Annotated in this window: 15 protein-coding genes; 4 read left to right on the forward strand and 11 right to left on the reverse strand. The window is 72.0% G+C overall.

What is annotated here, in order from left to right; all coding sequences use genetic code 11:
• Positions 1-213: 213 nt before the first annotated feature.
• From ACGH2B_RS11735 to ACGH2B_RS11745, 3 genes are all read right to left on the reverse strand, one after another.
• Positions 214-1,092 (reverse strand): geranyl diphosphate 2-C-methyltransferase, encoded by an 879-nt coding sequence (locus ACGH2B_RS11735; RefSeq protein ID WP_399087760.1) that lies wholly within the window; start codon positions 1,090-1,092, stop codon positions 214-216.
• Between the two features lie 16 nt (positions 1,093-1,108).
• Positions 1,109-2,434, reverse strand: coding sequence for a family 2 encapsulin nanocompartment cargo protein terpene cyclase (locus tag ACGH2B_RS11740; RefSeq protein ID WP_399087762.1), 1,326 nt, complete (start codon positions 2,432-2,434; stop codon positions 1,109-1,111).
• Between the two features lie 392 nt (positions 2,435-2,826).
• Positions 2,827-4,236 carry a family 2B encapsulin nanocompartment shell protein gene (locus ACGH2B_RS11745; RefSeq protein ID WP_399087764.1) on the reverse strand — a complete coding sequence of 470 codons (1,410 nt, stop codon included), beginning with the start codon at positions 4,234-4,236 and terminating at the stop codon, positions 2,827-2,829.
• A gap of 491 nt (positions 4,237-4,727) precedes the next feature.
• Here ACGH2B_RS11745 and ACGH2B_RS11750 point away from each other — a divergent pair, with 491 nt between their 5' ends.
• From ACGH2B_RS11750 to ACGH2B_RS11760, 3 genes are all read left to right on the forward strand, one after another.
• Positions 4,728-5,039 (forward strand): ArsR/SmtB family transcription factor, encoded by a 312-nt coding sequence (locus tag ACGH2B_RS11750; protein ID WP_399087766.1) that lies wholly within the window; start codon positions 4,728-4,730, stop codon positions 5,037-5,039.
• Positions 5,040-5,237: 198 nt separating this feature from the next.
• Entirely contained in the window at positions 5,238-6,440 is a 1,203-nt protein-coding gene (locus tag ACGH2B_RS11755) for an MFS transporter (RefSeq protein ID WP_399087768.1), read from the forward strand.
• 127 nt (positions 6,441-6,567) lie between these two features.
• Complete coding sequence (locus ACGH2B_RS11760) at positions 6,568-7,236, forward strand: O-methyltransferase (RefSeq protein ID WP_399087770.1); 669 nt, start codon at positions 6,568-6,570, stop codon at positions 7,234-7,236.
• Between the two features lie 58 nt (positions 7,237-7,294).
• Here ACGH2B_RS11760 and ACGH2B_RS11765 read toward each other — a convergent pair whose 3' ends face one another.
• The gene (locus tag ACGH2B_RS11765) at positions 7,295-8,128 is read right to left on the reverse strand and encodes a class I SAM-dependent methyltransferase (RefSeq protein ID WP_399087772.1); all 834 of its coding nucleotides are present in this window, start codon (positions 8,126-8,128) and stop codon (positions 7,295-7,297) included.
• 70 nt (positions 8,129-8,198) lie between these two features.
• On the opposite strand from ACGH2B_RS11765, the gene ACGH2B_RS11770 reads away from it, so the two are divergent.
• On the forward strand, positions 8,199-10,106 hold the full coding sequence (locus ACGH2B_RS11770) for a prolyl oligopeptidase family serine peptidase (RefSeq protein WP_399087774.1): 1,908 nt from the start codon (positions 8,199-8,201) through the stop codon (positions 10,104-10,106).
• Between the two features lie 372 nt (positions 10,107-10,478).
• On the opposite strand, the gene ACGH2B_RS11775 is transcribed toward ACGH2B_RS11770, so the two are convergent.
• The 7 genes from ACGH2B_RS11775 to ACGH2B_RS11805 form a co-directional block, all read right to left on the reverse strand.
• Positions 10,479-11,285: an SURF1 family protein gene (locus tag ACGH2B_RS11775; protein ID WP_399087776.1), complete on the reverse strand. Its 807-nt coding sequence runs from the start codon at positions 11,283-11,285 to the stop codon at positions 10,479-10,481.
• Between the two features lie 186 nt (positions 11,286-11,471).
• Positions 11,472-12,767, reverse strand: a complete 1,296-nt coding sequence (locus tag ACGH2B_RS11780) for a hypothetical protein (protein ID WP_399087778.1) — start codon at positions 12,765-12,767, stop codon at positions 11,472-11,474.
• Complete coding sequence (locus ACGH2B_RS11785) at positions 12,764-13,444, reverse strand: SigE family RNA polymerase sigma factor (RefSeq protein ID WP_399087780.1); 681 nt, start codon at positions 13,442-13,444, stop codon at positions 12,764-12,766. The genes ACGH2B_RS11780 and ACGH2B_RS11785 overlap by 4 nt, the downstream gene beginning before the upstream one ends.
• Before the next feature lie 628 nt (positions 13,445-14,072).
• The gene (locus tag ACGH2B_RS11790; RefSeq protein WP_391645975.1) at positions 14,073-15,344 is read right to left on the reverse strand and encodes an aspartate kinase; all 1,272 of its coding nucleotides are present in this window, start codon (positions 15,342-15,344) and stop codon (positions 14,073-14,075) included.
• Between the two features lie 416 nt (positions 15,345-15,760).
• The gene (locus ACGH2B_RS11795) at positions 15,761-16,423 is read right to left on the reverse strand and encodes a DUF5063 domain-containing protein (RefSeq protein WP_399087782.1); all 663 of its coding nucleotides are present in this window, start codon (positions 16,421-16,423) and stop codon (positions 15,761-15,763) included.
• Positions 16,416-17,015, reverse strand: coding sequence for a recombination mediator RecR (gene recR, locus ACGH2B_RS11800; RefSeq protein ID WP_030285547.1), 600 nt, complete (start codon positions 17,013-17,015; stop codon positions 16,416-16,418). The genes ACGH2B_RS11795 and recR overlap by 8 nt, the downstream gene beginning before the upstream one ends.
• 84 nt (positions 17,016-17,099) lie before the next feature.
• Positions 17,100-17,450, reverse strand: coding sequence for a YbaB/EbfC family nucleoid-associated protein (locus ACGH2B_RS11805; RefSeq protein WP_399087784.1), 351 nt, complete (start codon positions 17,448-17,450; stop codon positions 17,100-17,102).
• Positions 17,451-17,468: the final 18 nt, after the last annotated feature.

Below are 17,468 nucleotides of genomic sequence, written 5' to 3' on the forward strand. Positions count from 1 at the left end.
ACCGGCTCCTGTCATGACCTCAACACACCTGGATCTACGGGGAGGTTGAGGTTCATGAAGGAGATCGCCGGGGCGGTCGAGGCGCTGCGGCAGGAGGCGCCCGTGGCGGCGTCCGAGCGGGACGGCGAGCCGCGCCGGAGCGTCGCGGCCGAAGGGCCCGGCGCCGTCGTGTGACGGTGCCGGGCCCTTCGGCCTGGTGCGGTCAGGTCCGGGTCAGACCCGGTCGGCCGCGATCAGGACGTACTGGAACGAGCCGTCCTCGTAGGAGTTGATGAAGGCGTCCTCGATGCCGGTGACGAGGGAGGACGTGGCGCGCAGCTTCCAGTAGGGGAGGGTGGCGGGGGTGAGGTCGATGACCGCCTGGGGGACGAGGCGGTTGTCGGCCATGGCGCGGAGGTATTCGCGGCGGGAGTGGATGTTGCACTCGAAGTGCGCGTTGATCTGGGAGACCCACTTCGAGGGCTGGCCGTAGCGCGGGTTCCAGCAGCCGGTGATGGTGACGTAGCGGCCGCCGACCTTGAGGATGCGGGAGTGCTCGGCGAAGAGGTCGTGCAGGTCGACGTACATGCTCGACTCGTTGTTCCACGAGGCGGCGGCCTGGCCGGTCTCGAAGGGGGTGGCGAGCATGTTGCAGACGCGGGCGCGGACGTGGTCCTCGAAGCCGAGTTCGCGGGCGCGGTTGTTGGCGAAGTCGGCCTGCTTGGCGGAGAGGGTGACGCCCTCGACGTTGCAGCCGAAGCGCTGGTGGGCCATGACCATGGAGCCGCCGCGGCCGCAGCCGGCGTCGACGAGGGTGTCGTCGCCGGTGATGGCGCCGAGGTTCTCCAGGAGGATGTCGGTCTGGGCCGACTCCAGGCGGTGGAGTTCGGCGATCAGCTTCTTCTCGTAGGCGCTGTCGGCGGGGTCGCCGAGGGCGCTGTGGTCGACGTCGCCGATGCCGTAGTGGTGGTGGTAGAGCCCGTCGACATCGCCGAGGCGGAGGTTCACGGGCCTGGCCTCCTGGTCCCAGTAACGGGCGATGTCCCCCTGGTAGGGCGAGGCCGCGGCGGGGATGAAGACGGAGGTGCCGGTGGAGAGCTCGGTGCTGGTCACAGAAAAAATCCAATTCTTACCAGAAGTCGGGCAGGCTGTATCGGTAGGTGTTGGTCTGATGCCAGTAGTGGTTGCCGTCGACCCATACGGCGACCCCGCGCAGGAAGCGGAGCACGGTCGGTACGGGGCAGGCGGCGGCCAGGGCGGCGGCTTCGGACTCGAAGGCGTGCATGAGGTCGTTGTGGACCTCGACGGCCTTCAGATAGGCGTCCCGTTCGGAGACGCCCTCACGTTCGGCGATCACCACAGGGAGATTGAGGTGACGGCCGGGGCTGTTGAGTTCCTTGGTGTACGAGTAGAGGTCGTTGACGATCGTCGTGGCGTTGCCGGCGAGCGCGATGACCCGTTGCATGGCGGGCAAGGCGTGCAGATCGGCGGGGAGTTCGTAGCCGCCGACGGTGTCGGTGATGGTGGGGCAGGGACGGAAGTTGTTGAACTGACGCATCGCCAGGTATTCCCACACCTCCGGGACGTGGTCCTCCTGGGACCAGGCCGCCTCGGCGAGGTAGCCGAGGTGCAGGCGGGCCATGTCGTGCCGGTACCGGTCGGCCTGGGAGGCGCTGGATTGCCGGACGAAGTACTCCATGGCGGAGCGGTAGGCGCGCCGCGGGGCGTCGGAGCCGAGGGAGGCGAGCCACGCCGGTTCGTACTCGCCGGTGGTGTGCAGCGGGTCGAGGGCGGTGTGGGCGAGGAGGAGGCGGCTGCCGAGGCCGATGGGTGAGCCGCCGTGGTCCTCGCAGTAGCAGTCGTCGACGGCGTTCTCGGCGACCATCAGCCGGGTGGCGATCATGAGGTGGTCGACGGTGGGCGCGTCCGGGTGGCAGGCGACCATGTAGCGGCCGACGGAGAAGCCGTCGAACTGGTCCTCCCACTCGGGCGGGAACGCCTGGACCTCGTCGACCGCCCACCGCTTGATCCGCCGGCTGACCTCTTCGACGCGCGCCTGGTCGGGCTCCGGCACCGGATGGTGGTAGAGCCCCGGGACCGGCGTACCCGCGGCGGGCGCGCCCGTGGCTTCGGGCGCTTGGGGTACGGCGGGCGATGCTTCCGGTACGGCCGGTGGTTCCGTGCGGCACGGGTGGAGGCTCGCGGTGCCCAGGCCGGTGGGGCCGCTCAGGATCCGGGCCATGGCGGAGCGCCGTGCCGTGACGGTGTCCTCCTGTGCGGGCCGGGCGCCGTCCGGGGCCGCGGGCGCGTCCGCGGGGCGGGTCCGGGCGAAGGAGGGCGGGCCGGGCAGCGCGGGCCGGGCGCCCGTGCCGGGGCCGGTGGTGCCGCGGCTCCCGGTGCGGGCCCCGACGGCGGGGAGTCCCGGTGGCAGAGGGGAAGGCCCGGGGTCGGACATCCGTAACTCCTTGCTGAGGTGTGGTGGGCTGCCCCGGGCGCCGGCCCCGGGAGGGCGCTCGCGCCGGGGTGTGCGCCCGAGGGCGCCGCGGTGCGTGCCCGGGGCGGGCGGGGTGCGTGCCCGGGGCGGGCGGGCCGGGGCGTCGGTGCCGTCACGGCTGCCGGGGGCCGCCGGGGGGGGCGCCGGCCGTCCCGCAGTGGCCGTCGTACGGCACTCCCCCGGGCTCTGACCCGCACCTTCCCGCGGGTCCGCCCGTACGGCAGGGCGCGGCGGGCCCGCGCCGGGGCGGGTGCGCGGGCCCGCCCCGGACGGCCGCCTCGGGGCGGCTCACCCGGGGGCGGCCTCCCGGGGAGGGGCTGCCCCGGTGCGCGCCGCCCCGGGGCGCGTCCGTCCTAGCGCCGGTGGGCGATCTGTACGTTCTCCAGTACGCCGAGGGCGTCGGGCACCAGCACGGCGGCGGAGTAGTAGGTGGAGACCAGGTACGAGATGATCGCCTGCTCGCTGATGCCCATGAACCGCACGGACAGGCCCGGCTCGTACTCCTCCGGCAGGCCGGTCTGGCGCAGGCCGATGACGCCCTGGTTCTCCTCGCCGGTGCGCATGGCGAGGATGGAGCTGGTGTTCTCCTTGGTGATCGGGATCTTGCTGCACGGCAGGATCGGGACGCCGCGCCAGGCCGGGACCTGCTGGCCGCCGAGGTCGACGTGGTCCGGGTAGAGGCCGCGGGCGTTGAACTCCCGGCCGATCGCGGCGATCGCCTTGGGGTGGGCGAAGAAGAACTTCGTGCCGCGGCGGCGGGAGAGCAGGTCGTCGAGGTCGTCCGGGGTGGGCAGACCGGAGTGGCTCTGGATGCGCTGCTTGAAGGCGGCGTTGTGCAGCAGACCGAACTCGCGGTTGTTGATCAGCTCGTGCTCCTGGCGCTCGCGCAGCGCCTCGATGGTGAGCCGGAGCTGTTCCTCGGTCTGGTTCATCGGGCCGTTGTAGAGGTCGGCGACCCTGGTGTGGACCCGCAGGACCGTCTGCGCGACGGAGAGTTCGTACTCGCGGGGCTTCAGCTCGTAGTCGACGAAGGTGCCGGGGAGTTCGGGCTCGCCGGTGTGGCCCGCCGACATCGCGATCTCGGCCTCGCCGTGGCGGTTCTGCCGCTGGTGGGGCAGGGCGCGGACCTTCTCGATGTGGGCCTGCAGGGCCGGTGAGTTGGCCGCCACCGCGTCGAAGTCGGCGCGGGAGAGGGTCAGGAGCGTACCGGCGGTCTCCGCGGTGGCGGTGGCGTCCCAGGTGGCCTCGCCGTCCATGAGGGCCTGCTCACCGAAGTGCCCGCCGTCGGCGACGATGTTGACGGGGACGTCGGAACCGTACTTGCCCTCGGTGGTCTGGCTGATCCGGCCGTGGGCGACGAGGTGGATGCGCTCGGCGGGGGTGCCGCGCTCGGCCAGCACCTCTCCGGCGCGGAAGTCGCGCTGGACGCAGCGGTCGGCGAGGGCCTTCAGCACCTCGTCGTCGTCGAAGCCGCGCAGCAGGGCGAGTTCGCTCAGTTCACGGGGGATCACCCGGACACCGGCGCCGTCCTGGACGAACTCGATGTATCCGTCGCCGACGGTGTAGGTCAGCCGGCGGTTCACCCGGTAGGCGCCGCCCTTCGCCTCGACCCAGGGGAGCATCCGCAGCAGCCAGCGGGAGGTGATCTCCTGCATCTGCGGGGCGGACTTGGTCGTGGTGGCGAGATTGCGGGCAGCCGCGGTGCTCAGGCTGGTCTGCGGGGAGGGGGCCGGCTGGGCTTCCGGGCCGGTCTCGACGGTCATCTGGAGAGCGCTCCTTCGCAAGGGGTGTTCGGGGTACGCGGGCCAACCGGGAGAAGAGGAAAGAGGGTGGGGCGCGGGGGAATTGGGGAAAGCGGACGGATTTCAGAATTCCGTCCGACTCCCGGGGACCAGTAAAGAGTCAGGGCGCCCCGTCCACGCAAATAAAAGCGCCACTGTTACCTCGATGCGGTGACATCACCCAGCGCGATGTTTAACCCGAGGTCCGAACGTTTTCGGACCCCCTGCGCAGAGTGCGCCAGCCATACGGAAAAACGCCCGGCCCGCTCTCTTTTCTGCTAACCAGGGAAGCGATTTGACGTCACGTCAGCAATTCGCACGGCCGGGCCCGCCTCCCCGCGGGCGCCGCCCCGGGCCCGCCGACCGGACATCTCCGATTCACCCTCCGTATTTGACATTCGCCGTCGCATCGCAAAAAGTAGATGCGACGCGTCCGTGGTGGACGCACCGGCCGGAGCGGAAGGAGCGGCGCCATGGACCCCTTGGCGATCTACAAGGCGCTGGCCAACCCGGCGCGGCTGCGGTTCCTGGAGTGGCTGAAGGATCCGGCCGCGCACTTCGACGAGGACACCTACCGCCGGCAGGGCCTCGGCTTCCACATCGGGGTGTGCGTCGGTGACATCCAGGCCCGGTCGGGCCTGTCGCAGTCCGTGGTCTCCGGCTATCTGCAGACCCTGCGGGACGCGGGACTGCTGGAGTCCGAGCGGATCGGCAAGTGGACGTACTACCGCCGCAACGAGCGCACCATCGAGGCGTTCGCGACCCACGTGCGCGACACCCTGTGACCTGCCGGGTCGCGATCCACCGGGCCCGAAGCGACCCGTAAGACCCCCGGCCCCGCACGCGGCGGCTTCACCCCGCGCGACCCCCGCACTTCCCACCTCCGCGCCTCCGCGCGGGCAAACATATCTAGAAAACGCGATATATAGATGCGACCCTTGAGGGTCCTGAACGAGAGGGAATCGGAGATGAGGAGAGAGGCGATGGCGCTTCCGGCGCTCGCGCTGGGGGTGTTCAGCATCATCACCACGGAGATGGGGATCGTCGGCGTCCTGCCGGAGATGGCGGCCGCGCTGGGCGTCAGCGCTTCGGCCGCGGGGCTGCTCGTCGGCGCGTTCGCGCTGGTCGTGGCGGTGTCCGGGCCGTTCATGACGCTGGCGTCGTCGGCGGTGGACCGACGGGTGGTGCTGGCGGTCACCATGGGCGTCTTCGCCGTCTCGAACGCCGTCTACGCGCTCAGTACGCACTTCGGGCTCACGCTCGCCTTCCGGATCGTCCCGGCGCTGCTCCATCCGGTCTTCTTCTCCGTCGCGCTGGCGACCGCGGCACGGCTCGGGGGAGCGGCCGAACCGGCGCGGGCGACGGCGCGGGTCTTCGCGGGCGTCACCGTGGGCTTCGCCTTCGGGGTGCCGCTGACGTCCTACCTGGCGAGCCACTTCTCGCTCCCGGCCGCGTTCTGGTTCGGCGCCGCCGTCAACCTGCTCGGGCTGGTGGCCCTCGTACGCTGCCTGCCCGCGATGCCGGTGGGCGAACGGCTGTCGTACGGGGACCAGTTGGGCGTGTTGCGGCGGGGGCGGACGTGGCTGACGCTCGGCTCCGTCGTCCTCGTCTTCGCGTCGCTGTTCTCCGTCTACGGGTACTTCGCCGCGTACCTGGGGCGCGTCACCGGTATGGACGGTTCCTGGATCAGCGCGATGCTGCTGGTGTTCGGCGTGGTGATGATCTTCGGGAACTTCGCCTTCGCGGCGCTGCTACGGCGCGGGGTGCGCCGCACCGCGCTCGTCTTCCCCGTCCTGTGTCTGGCGGTCTTCGCGGCACTGTTCGCGCTGGGTGCGCACCTGCCCGCGGTGGTGGCGCTGGTTCCGGTCTGGGCGGTGGTGCACTCCGGTGGGCTGATCGTGTGCCAGAGCTGGCTGGGGCGCGATACGCGGCAGGCGCCGGAGTTCGGCAACAGCCTCTTCGTGTCGTTCTCCAATCTGGGCATCACGGTGGGGACGACGGTCGGCGGTTGGTCGCTGGCGGCGCTCGGCACCCGCGCGCTCCCGTGGACCGGCGGCGCGTTCGCCCTGGCGGCGCTGGTCACCGTGGCACTGCGGCTGCTGTGGGGCGAGCGGGCCGACGCGGCGCCGGCGGAGCCCGCAGGGGACGGCGCGGAGCCGGTCGCGGCGGGCCGGGCCGTCCCGTAGGCGCTCCGGAGACGGGCGTCCGGGCGGGTGGCGGGGTCCGTGCCCGTACCGGGTAATCCCCCTGACACCGTGGCCCGCACCCTGTACCTTCCTTAGCGAAGCTAATTAGAAGTGTGAAGGGATCATTGTGTCCGAGCACCAGTGGAACGCCGTCGACGACTACTTCACCTCCCTGCTCACCCCGCCCGACGACGCCCTCGACGCGGCGCTGCGGGACAGCGCAGCCGCCGGACTGCCCGAGATCGCCGTCTCCCCCACCGAGGGCAAGCTGCTGCACCTCCTCGCGCAGACCCAGGGTGCGCACCGGATCCTCGAACTGGGCACCCTCGGCGGCTACAGCACCATCTGGCTGGCCCGCGCCCTCCCCGACGGCGGTCGGCTGATCAGCCTGGAGGCGGACGCCAAGCATGCCGGGGTGGCGCGCGCCAACCTCGACCGGGCGGGTCTGTCCGAGGTGGCCGAGGTCCGTGTGGGCCCGGCCCTCGATTCACTGGCCGCGCTGGCGGAAGAGGGCGCCGAGCCGTTCGACCTGGTCTTCATCGACGCGGACAAGCCCAACAACCCGCACTACCTGGAGTGGTCGCTGCGGCTCACCCGCCCCGGCTCCCTGATCATCTGCGACAACGTCGTACGTGCCGGAAAGGTCGCCGACGCCGGCTCCGCCGAGCCCGCCATCCAGGGAACCCGCCGCTGCCTGGAGATGATGGCCGAGCACCCGAAGCTGTCGGCGACCGCGATCCAGACGGTCGGCCCCAAGGGCTACGACGGCTTCGCGCTGGCCCGGGTGACCGGATAGCCGCTCCCCGCGAGGGGCGCTCCCGGAACCCCCGGGGCGCCCCTCACCCCGTGACCCGTCAGACGGGCCGGGTGGCCTTGAGGGAGTACATGAGCGGGATGCGGGGACGGTCGGCGGGGAGACGGTAGAAGCCGTCGTCGCCGCGTTGCAGCGCGCCGAACCGCTGGAACATCGTCATGTCGTGCTCATGGAGGAACTCGATCCGCAGCCCGGTCGCGGCGACCGCGCTGACCACGTCACCGATCGGGTGCTGCCATTCCACGGCGCGGTTGTGGACCGTCGGGGCACCGAAGTCCGTGTACGTACCGGGGGTTTCCTCCACCCATGCGTCGCGGCTGAAGTAGTCGTGGGTGATGTGGGAGCCCGTGGAGTCGTCCAGCGCGTCGCACAGCGGGTGGAACTCGGCGAGGTAGAGGAAGCCGCCGGGCGCCACGAGGGAGGCGGCCGTCTCGGCCCAACGCTCCACGTCGGGCAGCCAGTTGAGCGCGCCGATGCCGGTGTAGACGATGTCGTAGGAGGAGTCGGGGACCGCCTCCGCCGCGTCGTAGACGTCGGCGGTGACGAACGAGGCACGGTCGGTGTCGTGGCCGAGACCTGCGGCGGTGTCACGGGCCGCTTCGACGGCGGGCTCGGAGAAGTCCAGGCCGACGACGTGGGAGGCGCCGCGGTGCAGCCACGAGAGGGTGTCCTGCCCGAAGTGGCACTGGAGGTGCAGCAGGGAGCGGCCGGTGACGTCGCCGACCTCCGCCGCCTCGAAGGCGCGGATCGTGTCCCGGCCGGTCCGGAACCCCTCGTGGTCGTAGTAGTCGCTCTCCAGGTGGAGGGGGACCCGCTCGTCCCACCTCGCGCGGTTGGCCTCGCGCCAGTCGTCGGGGCCGGTGTGTCTTCGCATGCCGACGAAGTTATCCACAGGCGTGGACGCCCGCCACCATGATTTCCGCGGCCGGGCGCAGAATGGGGCCATGACTGACGAGACCACTGACACCGGCGCCACCCCGGCCGACCCGCTGAGTTCCCCGCTGCCGCACTCCCCGGCGGCCACCGCCGACGGCGTGCCGGAGTGGGAGCAGCGGTTCCGCGCCCCGCGGGTCTCCCTGCCGGACTGGGCGCAGGACGCCCCGGACCGCTCCCTGTTCGTCTCCAACGCGACCGGCACCTTCGAGCTGTACGCGTGGGACCGCGCCTCGGGCAGTCAGCGTCAGGCCACCGACCGGCCGAACGGCACCACGGACGGCACGCTGACGCCGGACGGCGAGTGGATCTGGTGGTTCTCGGACACCGACGGCGATGAGTTCGGGGTGTGGATGCGCCAGCCGTTCGGCGGCGGCGCCGACGAACCGGCCGCACCCGGCCTCGCCCCCTCCTACCCCGCCGGGCTCGCCCTCGGGCGGGACGGTTCCGCCGTCATCGGCCGCTCCACGGACGAGGAGGGCTCGACGATCCACGTCGTCCGGCCCGGCGCCGCGCCGGTGGAGATCTACCGCCACCAGGAGTCGGCGGGCGTCGGCGACTACTCCCACGACGGTGCGCTGATCGCGATCGAGCACACCGAGCACGGTGACGCGATGCACTCGGCGATCCGCGTCGTCCGCCCGGACGGCTCGGCCGTCGCCGAGCTGGACGACACCAAGGGCGGCACCGAGGAGCTGGGGCTGTCCGTGATGGGCTTCGCGCCGGTCGACGGCGACCCCCGGCTGCTCGTCGGCCACCAGCGGCGCGGCCGGTGGGAGCCGATGATCTGGGACCCGCTGACCGGCGTCGAGACCGCCCTCGACATCGACCTCCCCGGCGATGTGGGCGCCGACTGGTACCCGGACGGCTCGGCCCTGCTGATCGAGCACGAGTACCAGGCCCGCAGCGAGCTGTGGCGCTACGACCTCGGCGCGGACGGCCGGACCGGTGGCGGACTGACGCGGGTGGACACCCCGGCGGGCACGGTGTCGGGCGCGACCGCCCGGCCCGACGGCGCCGTGGAATTCCTGTGGTCGTCGGCCGCCCGGCCCCCGGAGGTCCGCTCGACCAGCGGCGCGGTCGTCCTCGACCCGCCCGGCCGGAAGGCCCCCGCCTCGGTCGCGGTGACCGACGCCTGGGTGGAGGGGCCCGGCGGCACGATCCACGCCCTGGTCCAGCAGCCCGCAGGCGACGGCCCGTTCCCCACCGTCTTCGACATCCACGGCGGCCCCACCTGGCACGACAGCGACGCGTTCGCCTCCGCCCCCGCCGCCTGGGTCGACCACGGCTTCGCGGTCGTCCGCGTCAACTACCGCGGCTCGACGGGCTACGGCCGTGCCTGGACGGACGCGCTCAAGCACCGCGTCGGGCTGATCGAGCTGGAGGACATCGCCGCGGTCCGCGAATGGGCCGTCTCCTCGGGCCTGGCCGACCCGGACCGGCTGATCCTCTCCGGCGGCTCCTGGGGCGGCTACCTCACCCTGCTCGGCCTCGGCACCCAGCCCGACGCCTGGGCCCTCGGCCTCGCCGCCGTCCCCGTCGCGGACTACGTCACCGCCTACCACGACGAGATGGAAGCCCTCAAGGCGATGGACCGCACCCTCCTCGGCGGCACCCCGGAAGAGGTCCCCGAACGCTTCGAGGCGTCCTCCCCGCTCACCTACGTCGACGCGGTACGCGCCCCCGTCTACATCTCCGCGGGCGTCAACGACCCCCGCTGCCCCATCCAACAGGTGGAGAACTACGTCGAACGCCTGGAACGGCGTGCCCACCCGCACGAGGTCTACCGCTACGACGCGGGCCACGGCTCCCTCGTCGTCGAGGAACGCATCAAGCAGGTCCGCCTGGAACTGGACTTCGCCCTGCGGTACCTGAAGGAGAAGGCAGGGGAGGGGGAAGAAGGAGGAGGCAGCAACTGAGCTGATGGGGGCAGTCCGGCCCGGGGCGAGAAGAGCAAGCTTGGGCCGGGCCTGAGTGGGTTTCCCCGGCGGTCCGTGCCCGTGGTCCGGTGATGCCGGCACGGACTGCCAGGGGCCGGTGGGGGCGTGAGGCGGGCCGGGGTGGGCTGGTGTCGGCTCTGCGGGGGGGCCGTCCGTCAGTTCTGCGGGGGGGCTGTCTCGGGCGTGAGGCGGTCACGCGGTCACGCGGTCACGCGGTCACGCGGTCACGCGGTCACGCGGTCACGCGGTCACGCGGTCACGCGGTCACGCGGTCACGCGGTCACGCGGTCACGCGCGAGTGTGGGGTGGGTGGAGGGGTGGGAGGGGAGGGGAGGGGAGGGGGGAAGCCCCCTAAGCCACCTCCCCCGCCCCCTCCCCGATCCCCAGCTCCAGGTCCCTGGCCGCCTCCGCCTCGCGGCGGAAGAGCCGGAACCACATGAAGACGACGAAGCCGGCGAAGACGAACCATTCGCCGGTGTAGCCGAGGTTCTGGAACGCCTTGAGGTCCAGTCCGCTGCCTTCCGCGGCGGCCGGCGGTACGGCCTTGAGGGGTGCGGTGCTGTCGCCGAGAGTGATCCAGGCGTCGTGGACCGGGTACGGCACGATGTTGACCAGCGAGGCGGCGCTGATCATGCCGAGCTGGCCCTTGGGGAGGCCGCCGCCGGCCTGGACGCCGCTGGTGTCGATGTTCTCGGACGCCTGGAGGGCGCCGGTGACGGTCACCTCGCCGGTGGGCGGTGCGGGCACCTTGGCGGTGTCGGCGGGGTTGTCCGCGTCGCCGGGGAGCCAGCCGCGGACGACCGGGAGGGCCTTGCCGTCGTCGGTGCGCAGCGGCGTCAGGACGTAGAAGCCGGGGCGGCTGCCCGCTTTGCGGTCGAGGGTGCGGTCCGGGACGAGCAGTTGGTGCCCGGCGTCGTACGTGCCGCGGGCGCGGGCCTGGCGGCCGGAGGTGACCTGGTCGACGGGGAGGAGGTCGGCGAGGGGCCGGGCGACGGCCGTTTCGGCCGCGGCGGTCCGGTCCGCCTGCTGCCGGTGTGAGTCGACGCGGTCCTCGAAGCGGCCGAGCTGCCAGCTCCCCATGAAGATGCAGAAGGGGATCGCCAGTACGGCGAAGACGTTGATCCCCCACCACCGCGGGGTCAGCAGGAACCGGTACACGCCGTCAACGGTACGTGGCCCGCCCGGCGTCCCTTCACGGGGTTCCGCCTTCCCCGCGGAAGGCCCCGTACGGGAGGCCCCCGCGAGACCTGGCGGGCCGCCCCTACGGGGAGTTCCTACAGGACCGCCCGTAGGGGCCGGCCCCTACGGGCCCGGGAGCAGCCTTGCCCCGTATCGGCCCGGCCGCTACTTCTCGTTCAGGATCCCGGTCCGGTAGACCGTCCCGGCGCAGGCGTCGGTGAGGGTGGTGTCGGCGGCGGCCGGTTCGCCCGCTTCCGGGGTGTGGCTGAGGACGATGGCGCCGGGTGCGGCGCCGTCGCCGCCCGAGCCGCCGCCGTTGCCGCCGGGGGTGGTGCCGCCCTGGCCGCCGCCCGTGCCCTCGTTGCCGTCCGCCGCGGCGGGTGAACCGGCCGCGGGGCTGGACGGGGAGGGCGTCGGCGAGGGCGGTGTCCCGGCGCAGCCGCCGGACGCCGGTATCCACGCGAACTTGACCTCGTACGCCTGGCCGGGCTTGAGAACGAGCTGGTCGGGGGCGGTGGCGGGGTCGGGCAGTCCGGTCGCCTCGTCGCCGCTGGTGTGGTCGACGACGTGGATGCGGGCGGCGTCGGCTGAGCCCTGCGGGGTGACGTCCACGGTGCCGCCGCCGTCGACGGAGCAGGCGGTGGCGGAGGTGTTGACGACGCGGAAGGCGCCGTAGACGCGGCCCTTGGCGTCGGCGGGGGTGACACTGCCGGTGCCCTTGCCGAGCTGGTCGCGTCCGCAGGCCGGGGAGGTGACGTCCATCGTTTCGTACGGGTCGGGGCTGCCCGCGCCGGGGCCGTCCCCGGGGCGGTGGGATGTCGCGGGCCGGCCGTGGCCGCCGTCGGGACGTCCGGTGCCGCCGGTGCCCCCACCGGTGCCGGAGGGCTGCTGTCCGGGGTGTACGGGGTCGCCGTCCGGGGCGCCGTCGGCGGGGCCGGTCCCCCGGTTGCCCGCGGCGTTCACGGGCCGGTCGCCGGGGGCGTCGTCGAGGTGGGCGACCTGCACCATCGCCGGGATGGAGGTGCCGCCGAGCAGCAGGGCCGCGGCCGCGCCGACGACGGCGTGCCGGCGGCGCCGGCGGCGGGCGGGTACGGCGTGCCGGAGGTGGTCGAGGGCGTCCGGCGCCGGTTCCAGGTCGCCGACGGAGGAGTGCAGCAGGCGTCGCAGTGCGTCCTCGCCGCCGAAGCCGTCGCCGGGGTCCGCGTCCGGCCCGCCGGAGCCCGCGCTTCCGGGGCCGGTGCCGCCGGGTCCGGTGCCGGCACCGGCGGTCCCCGGTGCCCCGGCCGCGTCGTCACCGGTGCGGGCCGCATGGGCCCAGCCGGGGCCGCCGGACGACGGCCCGGGACCGCTCCTGTCGCCGCCGTCACTTCCGTAAGTCAGGAAATCTCCGGCACCGCCCGGGCCGCCGGGGTCGCCCGCCCCGGAGTGTGCGCGGGCCGGGTCGACGGTGTCGCCGTTCATGCCGGTGCCTCCATCGCGACGCGGAGCGCCGCGATACCCCGTGAGCCGTACGCCTTGACCGAACCGAGCGATATGCCCAGCGTCTCGGCGACCTGCGCCTCGGTCATGTCGGCGAAGTAGCGCAGCACCAGCACCTCACGCTGGCGGCGCTGGAGCCCGCGCATCGCCCGGATCAGCTCATCGCGTTCGAGCAGGTCGTAGGCGCCTTCCTCGGCGCTGGCCATGTCCGGCATCGGCTTGGAGAGCAGCTTCAGGCCGAGGATGCGGCGGCGCAGCGCGGAGCGGGAGAGGTTGACGACGGTCTGCCGCAGGTAGGCGAGGGTCTTCTCCGGTTCGCGGACGCGGTTGCGGGCCGAGTGCACGCGGATGAACGCCTCCTGGACGACGTCCTCGCAGGACGCGGTGTCGTCGAGGAGCAGCGCGGCGAGACCGAGCAGGGAGCGGTAGTGGGCGCGGTAGGTCTCGGTGAGATGGTCGACGGTGGTGCCGGCGGCCGCCGTGTCGTCGGTGTCGCCGCGCCGGTCGCTCTCCCCGCGCTGGGTGGGGAGCTGGCCGGGCCGGGTGGTGGGCCAGGGCGCGATCACCGGCATGCCCCCGGCGCCACGGGCGTGCGGCGGACGCACTGCCGCGCCCGCTGCGCCCGCCGGGGCGATCGTGAATGCGAGAACCTCTGCCACGTCTGTTGGACACGCCGCCCCCCGTGAGGGTTGTACGCGTCCTCGGGGTTGTGGGTCTCATCGCTGCCGTACGGGCCGCCGGAGCCGTGGGCGCGGTGCGCGCCGTCCGGGCGGGGTGCGCTCTCGGGGTCGTACGCGTGCGGTGCCGTCGCCGGTGCCGCGGTGTCTGCCCTCATTGCGCCCCAACTCTTCCTCGGTGCCCCGTCCGCCCTGACGTGTCCACTCCGGTATCGCCTGCCGTGGGGCTGCGCCGGTCCGTCGCGACCGTCCGGCACCGTCCGTCCCGGGTGTCACGTCCGCCCTCGCCGCCCCGCGGGGTAGCACCCAAGACGCTCCGTTCCCGATCGCCGGTTCCCCCGCGGTCGGGGGCGTCCCGGCCGGGTGGCCCGCGGCGCCTCCGACCAGCCACGGACCACCCGAGCCGCCGGATCGGTCACAGAAACTTCACACGTTTCACAAAGTATGTCGCAGCGGATCGACGCCGCGACACCCGAATTCCGGAACCCGCCCCCGGCGGCCGAAAGCCGCCCGCCACCCCGCCACGGAGCCGGCCGTCCCGTACACGCGAGCGGGCGGCCCGCCCCCGCAGCACGCGGGAAGCGGACCGCCCGGTCCGTCGTACGGAAGGTCAGCGTCCGGTGCCGCCGTAGACCACGGCCTCGTCGCTGTCCGTGTCGAGCCCGAAGGCGGTGTGCACGGCGCGCACCGCCTCGTTGACGTCGTCGGCACGGGTGACGACCGAGATGCGGATCTCGGAGGTCGAGATCAGCTCGATGTTCACCCCGGCGTTCGACAGCGCCTCGAAGAACGTCGCGGTGACGCCCGGGTTGGTCTTCATACCCGCGCCGACCAGGGAGATCTTGGCGATCTGGTCGTCGTAGCGGAGCGAGTCGAAGCCGACCGCCGCGCGGGTCTTCTCCAGGGCGGCGACGGCCTTGCGGCCCTCCGCCTTGGGGAGCGTGAAGGAGATGTCCGTCAGTCCGGTCGAGGCGGCCGAGACGTTCTGGACGACCATGTCGATGTTGACCTCGGAGTCCGCGATGGCGCGGAAGATGCGCGCGGCCTCACCCGGCTTGTCCGGCACACCGACGACCGTGACCTTCGCCTCGGAGGTGTCATGTGCGACGCCCGAGATGATTGCCTGCTCCATCGGCTGGTCCCCTTGCGGTTCGTTGCTGACCCACGTGCCCTTGAGCCCCGAGAACGAGGAGCGGACGTGGATCGGGATGTTGTAACGGCGTGCGTACTCGACGCAGCGGTGCAGCAGCACCTTGGATCCGGAGCTGGCCAGCTCCAGCATGTCCTCGAAGGAGATCCAGTCGATCTTCCGGGCCTTCTTGACGACCCGGGGGTCGGCGGTGAAGACGCCGTCGACGTCGGTGTAGATCTCGCAGACATCGGCGTTCAGCGCGGCGGCCAGCGCGACCGCGGTGGTGTCCGAGCCACCACGACCCAGCGTCGTGATGTCCTTCTTGTCCTGCGAGACGCCCTGGAATCCGGCGACGATGGCGATGTTGCCCTCGTCGACGGAGGTCTGGATACGGCCGGGCGTGACATCGATGATCCGCGCCTTGTTGTGCACGGAGTCGGTGATCACACCGGCCTGGCTGCCGGTGAAGGACTGCGCTTCATGACCGAGGTTTTTGATCGCCATCGCCAGCAGCGCCATGGAGATCCGCTCTCCGGCGGTCAGCAGCATGTCGAACTCGCGCCCCGATGGAATCGGGGACACTTCCTGAGCGAGATCGATCAGCTCGTCCGTCGTGTCGCCCATCGCCGAAACCACCACGACAACCTGGTTGCCGTTCTTCTTGGCCTCGACGACTCGCTTGGCAACGCGCTTGATGCCCTCGGCATCCGCAACGGATGAGCCGCCGTACTTCTGCACGACAAGGCCCACGTGCGCTCCTCGCAACTGTCTCTTCGGGAGTTTCCTCCCGGACCCCCGGAAATGGGGGTACTGCGGTCGACTCAGTTTAACGAGCAGGCGGAAACCGCCTCGCTGATGCCGCATGGTGAGACACAACGCTCAATCATCGGTCATTCCCGTACACCGACGATCACGTGTCCCACGGCGGCTCCGCGCGGCGCCCCGTCGCGCCCGCTCGGCCAGCACATGCCCGCTCCGGCACGGAGCACACGGGAACGTAAGCCAGGTCACACACCGCCACGGCCGCACCGCGTACGGTTCCCGCCACCCCGGAAACGCCCCGCGAACCCCTCGGGCACCGCCCCGCCCACCGGCCACGCACCACGCCGCCCGAGGAGCCGCCACCGCTTCGCCCGGCCCGTACGCGACGGCCGGGCGTCGCCGCGTCAGGACCGGCGGATCCCCAGCGGCCCGGCGATCTCCGCCGCCATGACCTTGCCCGCCTCCTCGGCGAGCCGCTCCTCATCGCCGCCCGCGTCGCTGTCGGTGTCCAGCCCGTCGAGCGCGTCCAGCGGCTGATCCAGCCGGACGTGGGCGACCAGCGACTGCAGTGCGCGCAGCGCCGCCGACGCGGTCGGACCCCAGTTGGTGAGGTAGGAGAACTGCCACCACCACAGCGCCTCGCTGACCCGGCCCGCCCGGTAGTGCGCGAGCCCGTGCCGCAGATCGGTGACGAGGTCCGCGAGGTCGTCGGAGATCCGGCAGGCCACCGGCTCACTGCGCGGCACGTACGGGTCGAAGACCTCGGAGTACACATCGACCGGGTCGAGGAGGCGGGCGAACTGCTCGCGCAGCTCGTCGGCGTCCGGCTCCGGGCCGCTGTCCGGTTCGTAGCGCTCGTCCGGGACGATGTCCTCGTGGGCGCCGAGGCGTCCGCCGGTCAGCAGCAACTGGGAGATCTCCAGCAGCAGGAACGGCACCGCGCTGTCCGGTTCGTCGCCCTTGGCGACCTCCGTCACCGCGACGATGAAGCTCTCGATCGAGTCGGAGATCGATACGGCGAAGTCGTCGGGATTCTGCGTCGCGTTGTGCAGCGTGGCATCAGACATCGAGAAGTCTCCTCCCTTCGAAGGCCCGCCCGAGCGTGACCTCGTCGGCATACTCCAGGTCGCCCCCGACCGGCAGTCCGCTCGCCAGTCGCGTCACCTTCAGCCCCATGGGCTTGATCATGCGCGCCAGATACGTGGCGGTGGCCTCTCCCTCCAGATTCGGGTCGGTGGCCAGAATCAGCTCGGTGACGGTGCCGTCGGCGAGCCTGGCCAGCAACTCCCGGATCCGCAGGTCGTCCGGCCCGACGCCCTCGATCGGGCTGATCGCCCCGCCGAGTACGTGGTACCGGCCGCGGAACTCCCGCGTCCGCTCGATCGCCACGACGTCCTTGGGCTCCTCCACGACGCAGATGACCGCCGGATCCCGGCGCGGGTCCAGGCAGACCCGGCACTGCTCCTCCTGCGCGACGTTGCCGCACACGCTGCAGAACCGGACCTTCGCCTTGACCTCCATCAGCGCGTTCGCGAGCCGGCGGACATCGGTCGGCTCGGCCTGCAGAACGTGGAAGGCGATCCGCTGCGCGCTCTTGGGACCGACGCCGGGCAGCCTGCCCAGCTCGTCGATCAGATCCTGAACCACGCCTTCGTACACGGAACGTCTTCTCTCTCTTCTGCCCTGCTCAGTACGCTAGTTGGCCACCGCCGGAAAGGGGAGACCGCGGTCGGCCCCGGGCCCTCAGAAGGGCAGGCCGGGAATTCCGCCGCCGCCCAGGCCCTGCGCCAGCGGACCGAGCTTGCTCTGCTGGAGCTGCTGGGCGCTGGCATTCGCGTCCCGTACGGCCGCGAGCACCAGGTCGGCGATGGTCTCGGCGGTCTCCTGCGCGGAGTCCACATCGACCGCCTTCGGGTCGATGACCAGGCTCTGCAGCTCACCGGAGCCGGTCACCGTCGCCTTGACGAGGCCGCCGCCCGCCGACCCCTCGACGGGCGTCTCCGCCAGCTCCTGCTGGGCGGCCGCAAGGTCCTGCTGCATCTTCTGGGCCTGCTGCAGCAACTGCTGCATATTGGGCTGACCACCGGGGATCACGACGTGACTCCTGCCATA

Source organism: Streptomyces sp. BBFR2 (assembly GCF_044497305.1).
In the GTDB taxonomy this organism is placed as follows: Bacteria; Actinomycetota; Actinomycetes; order Streptomycetales; family Streptomycetaceae; genus Streptomyces.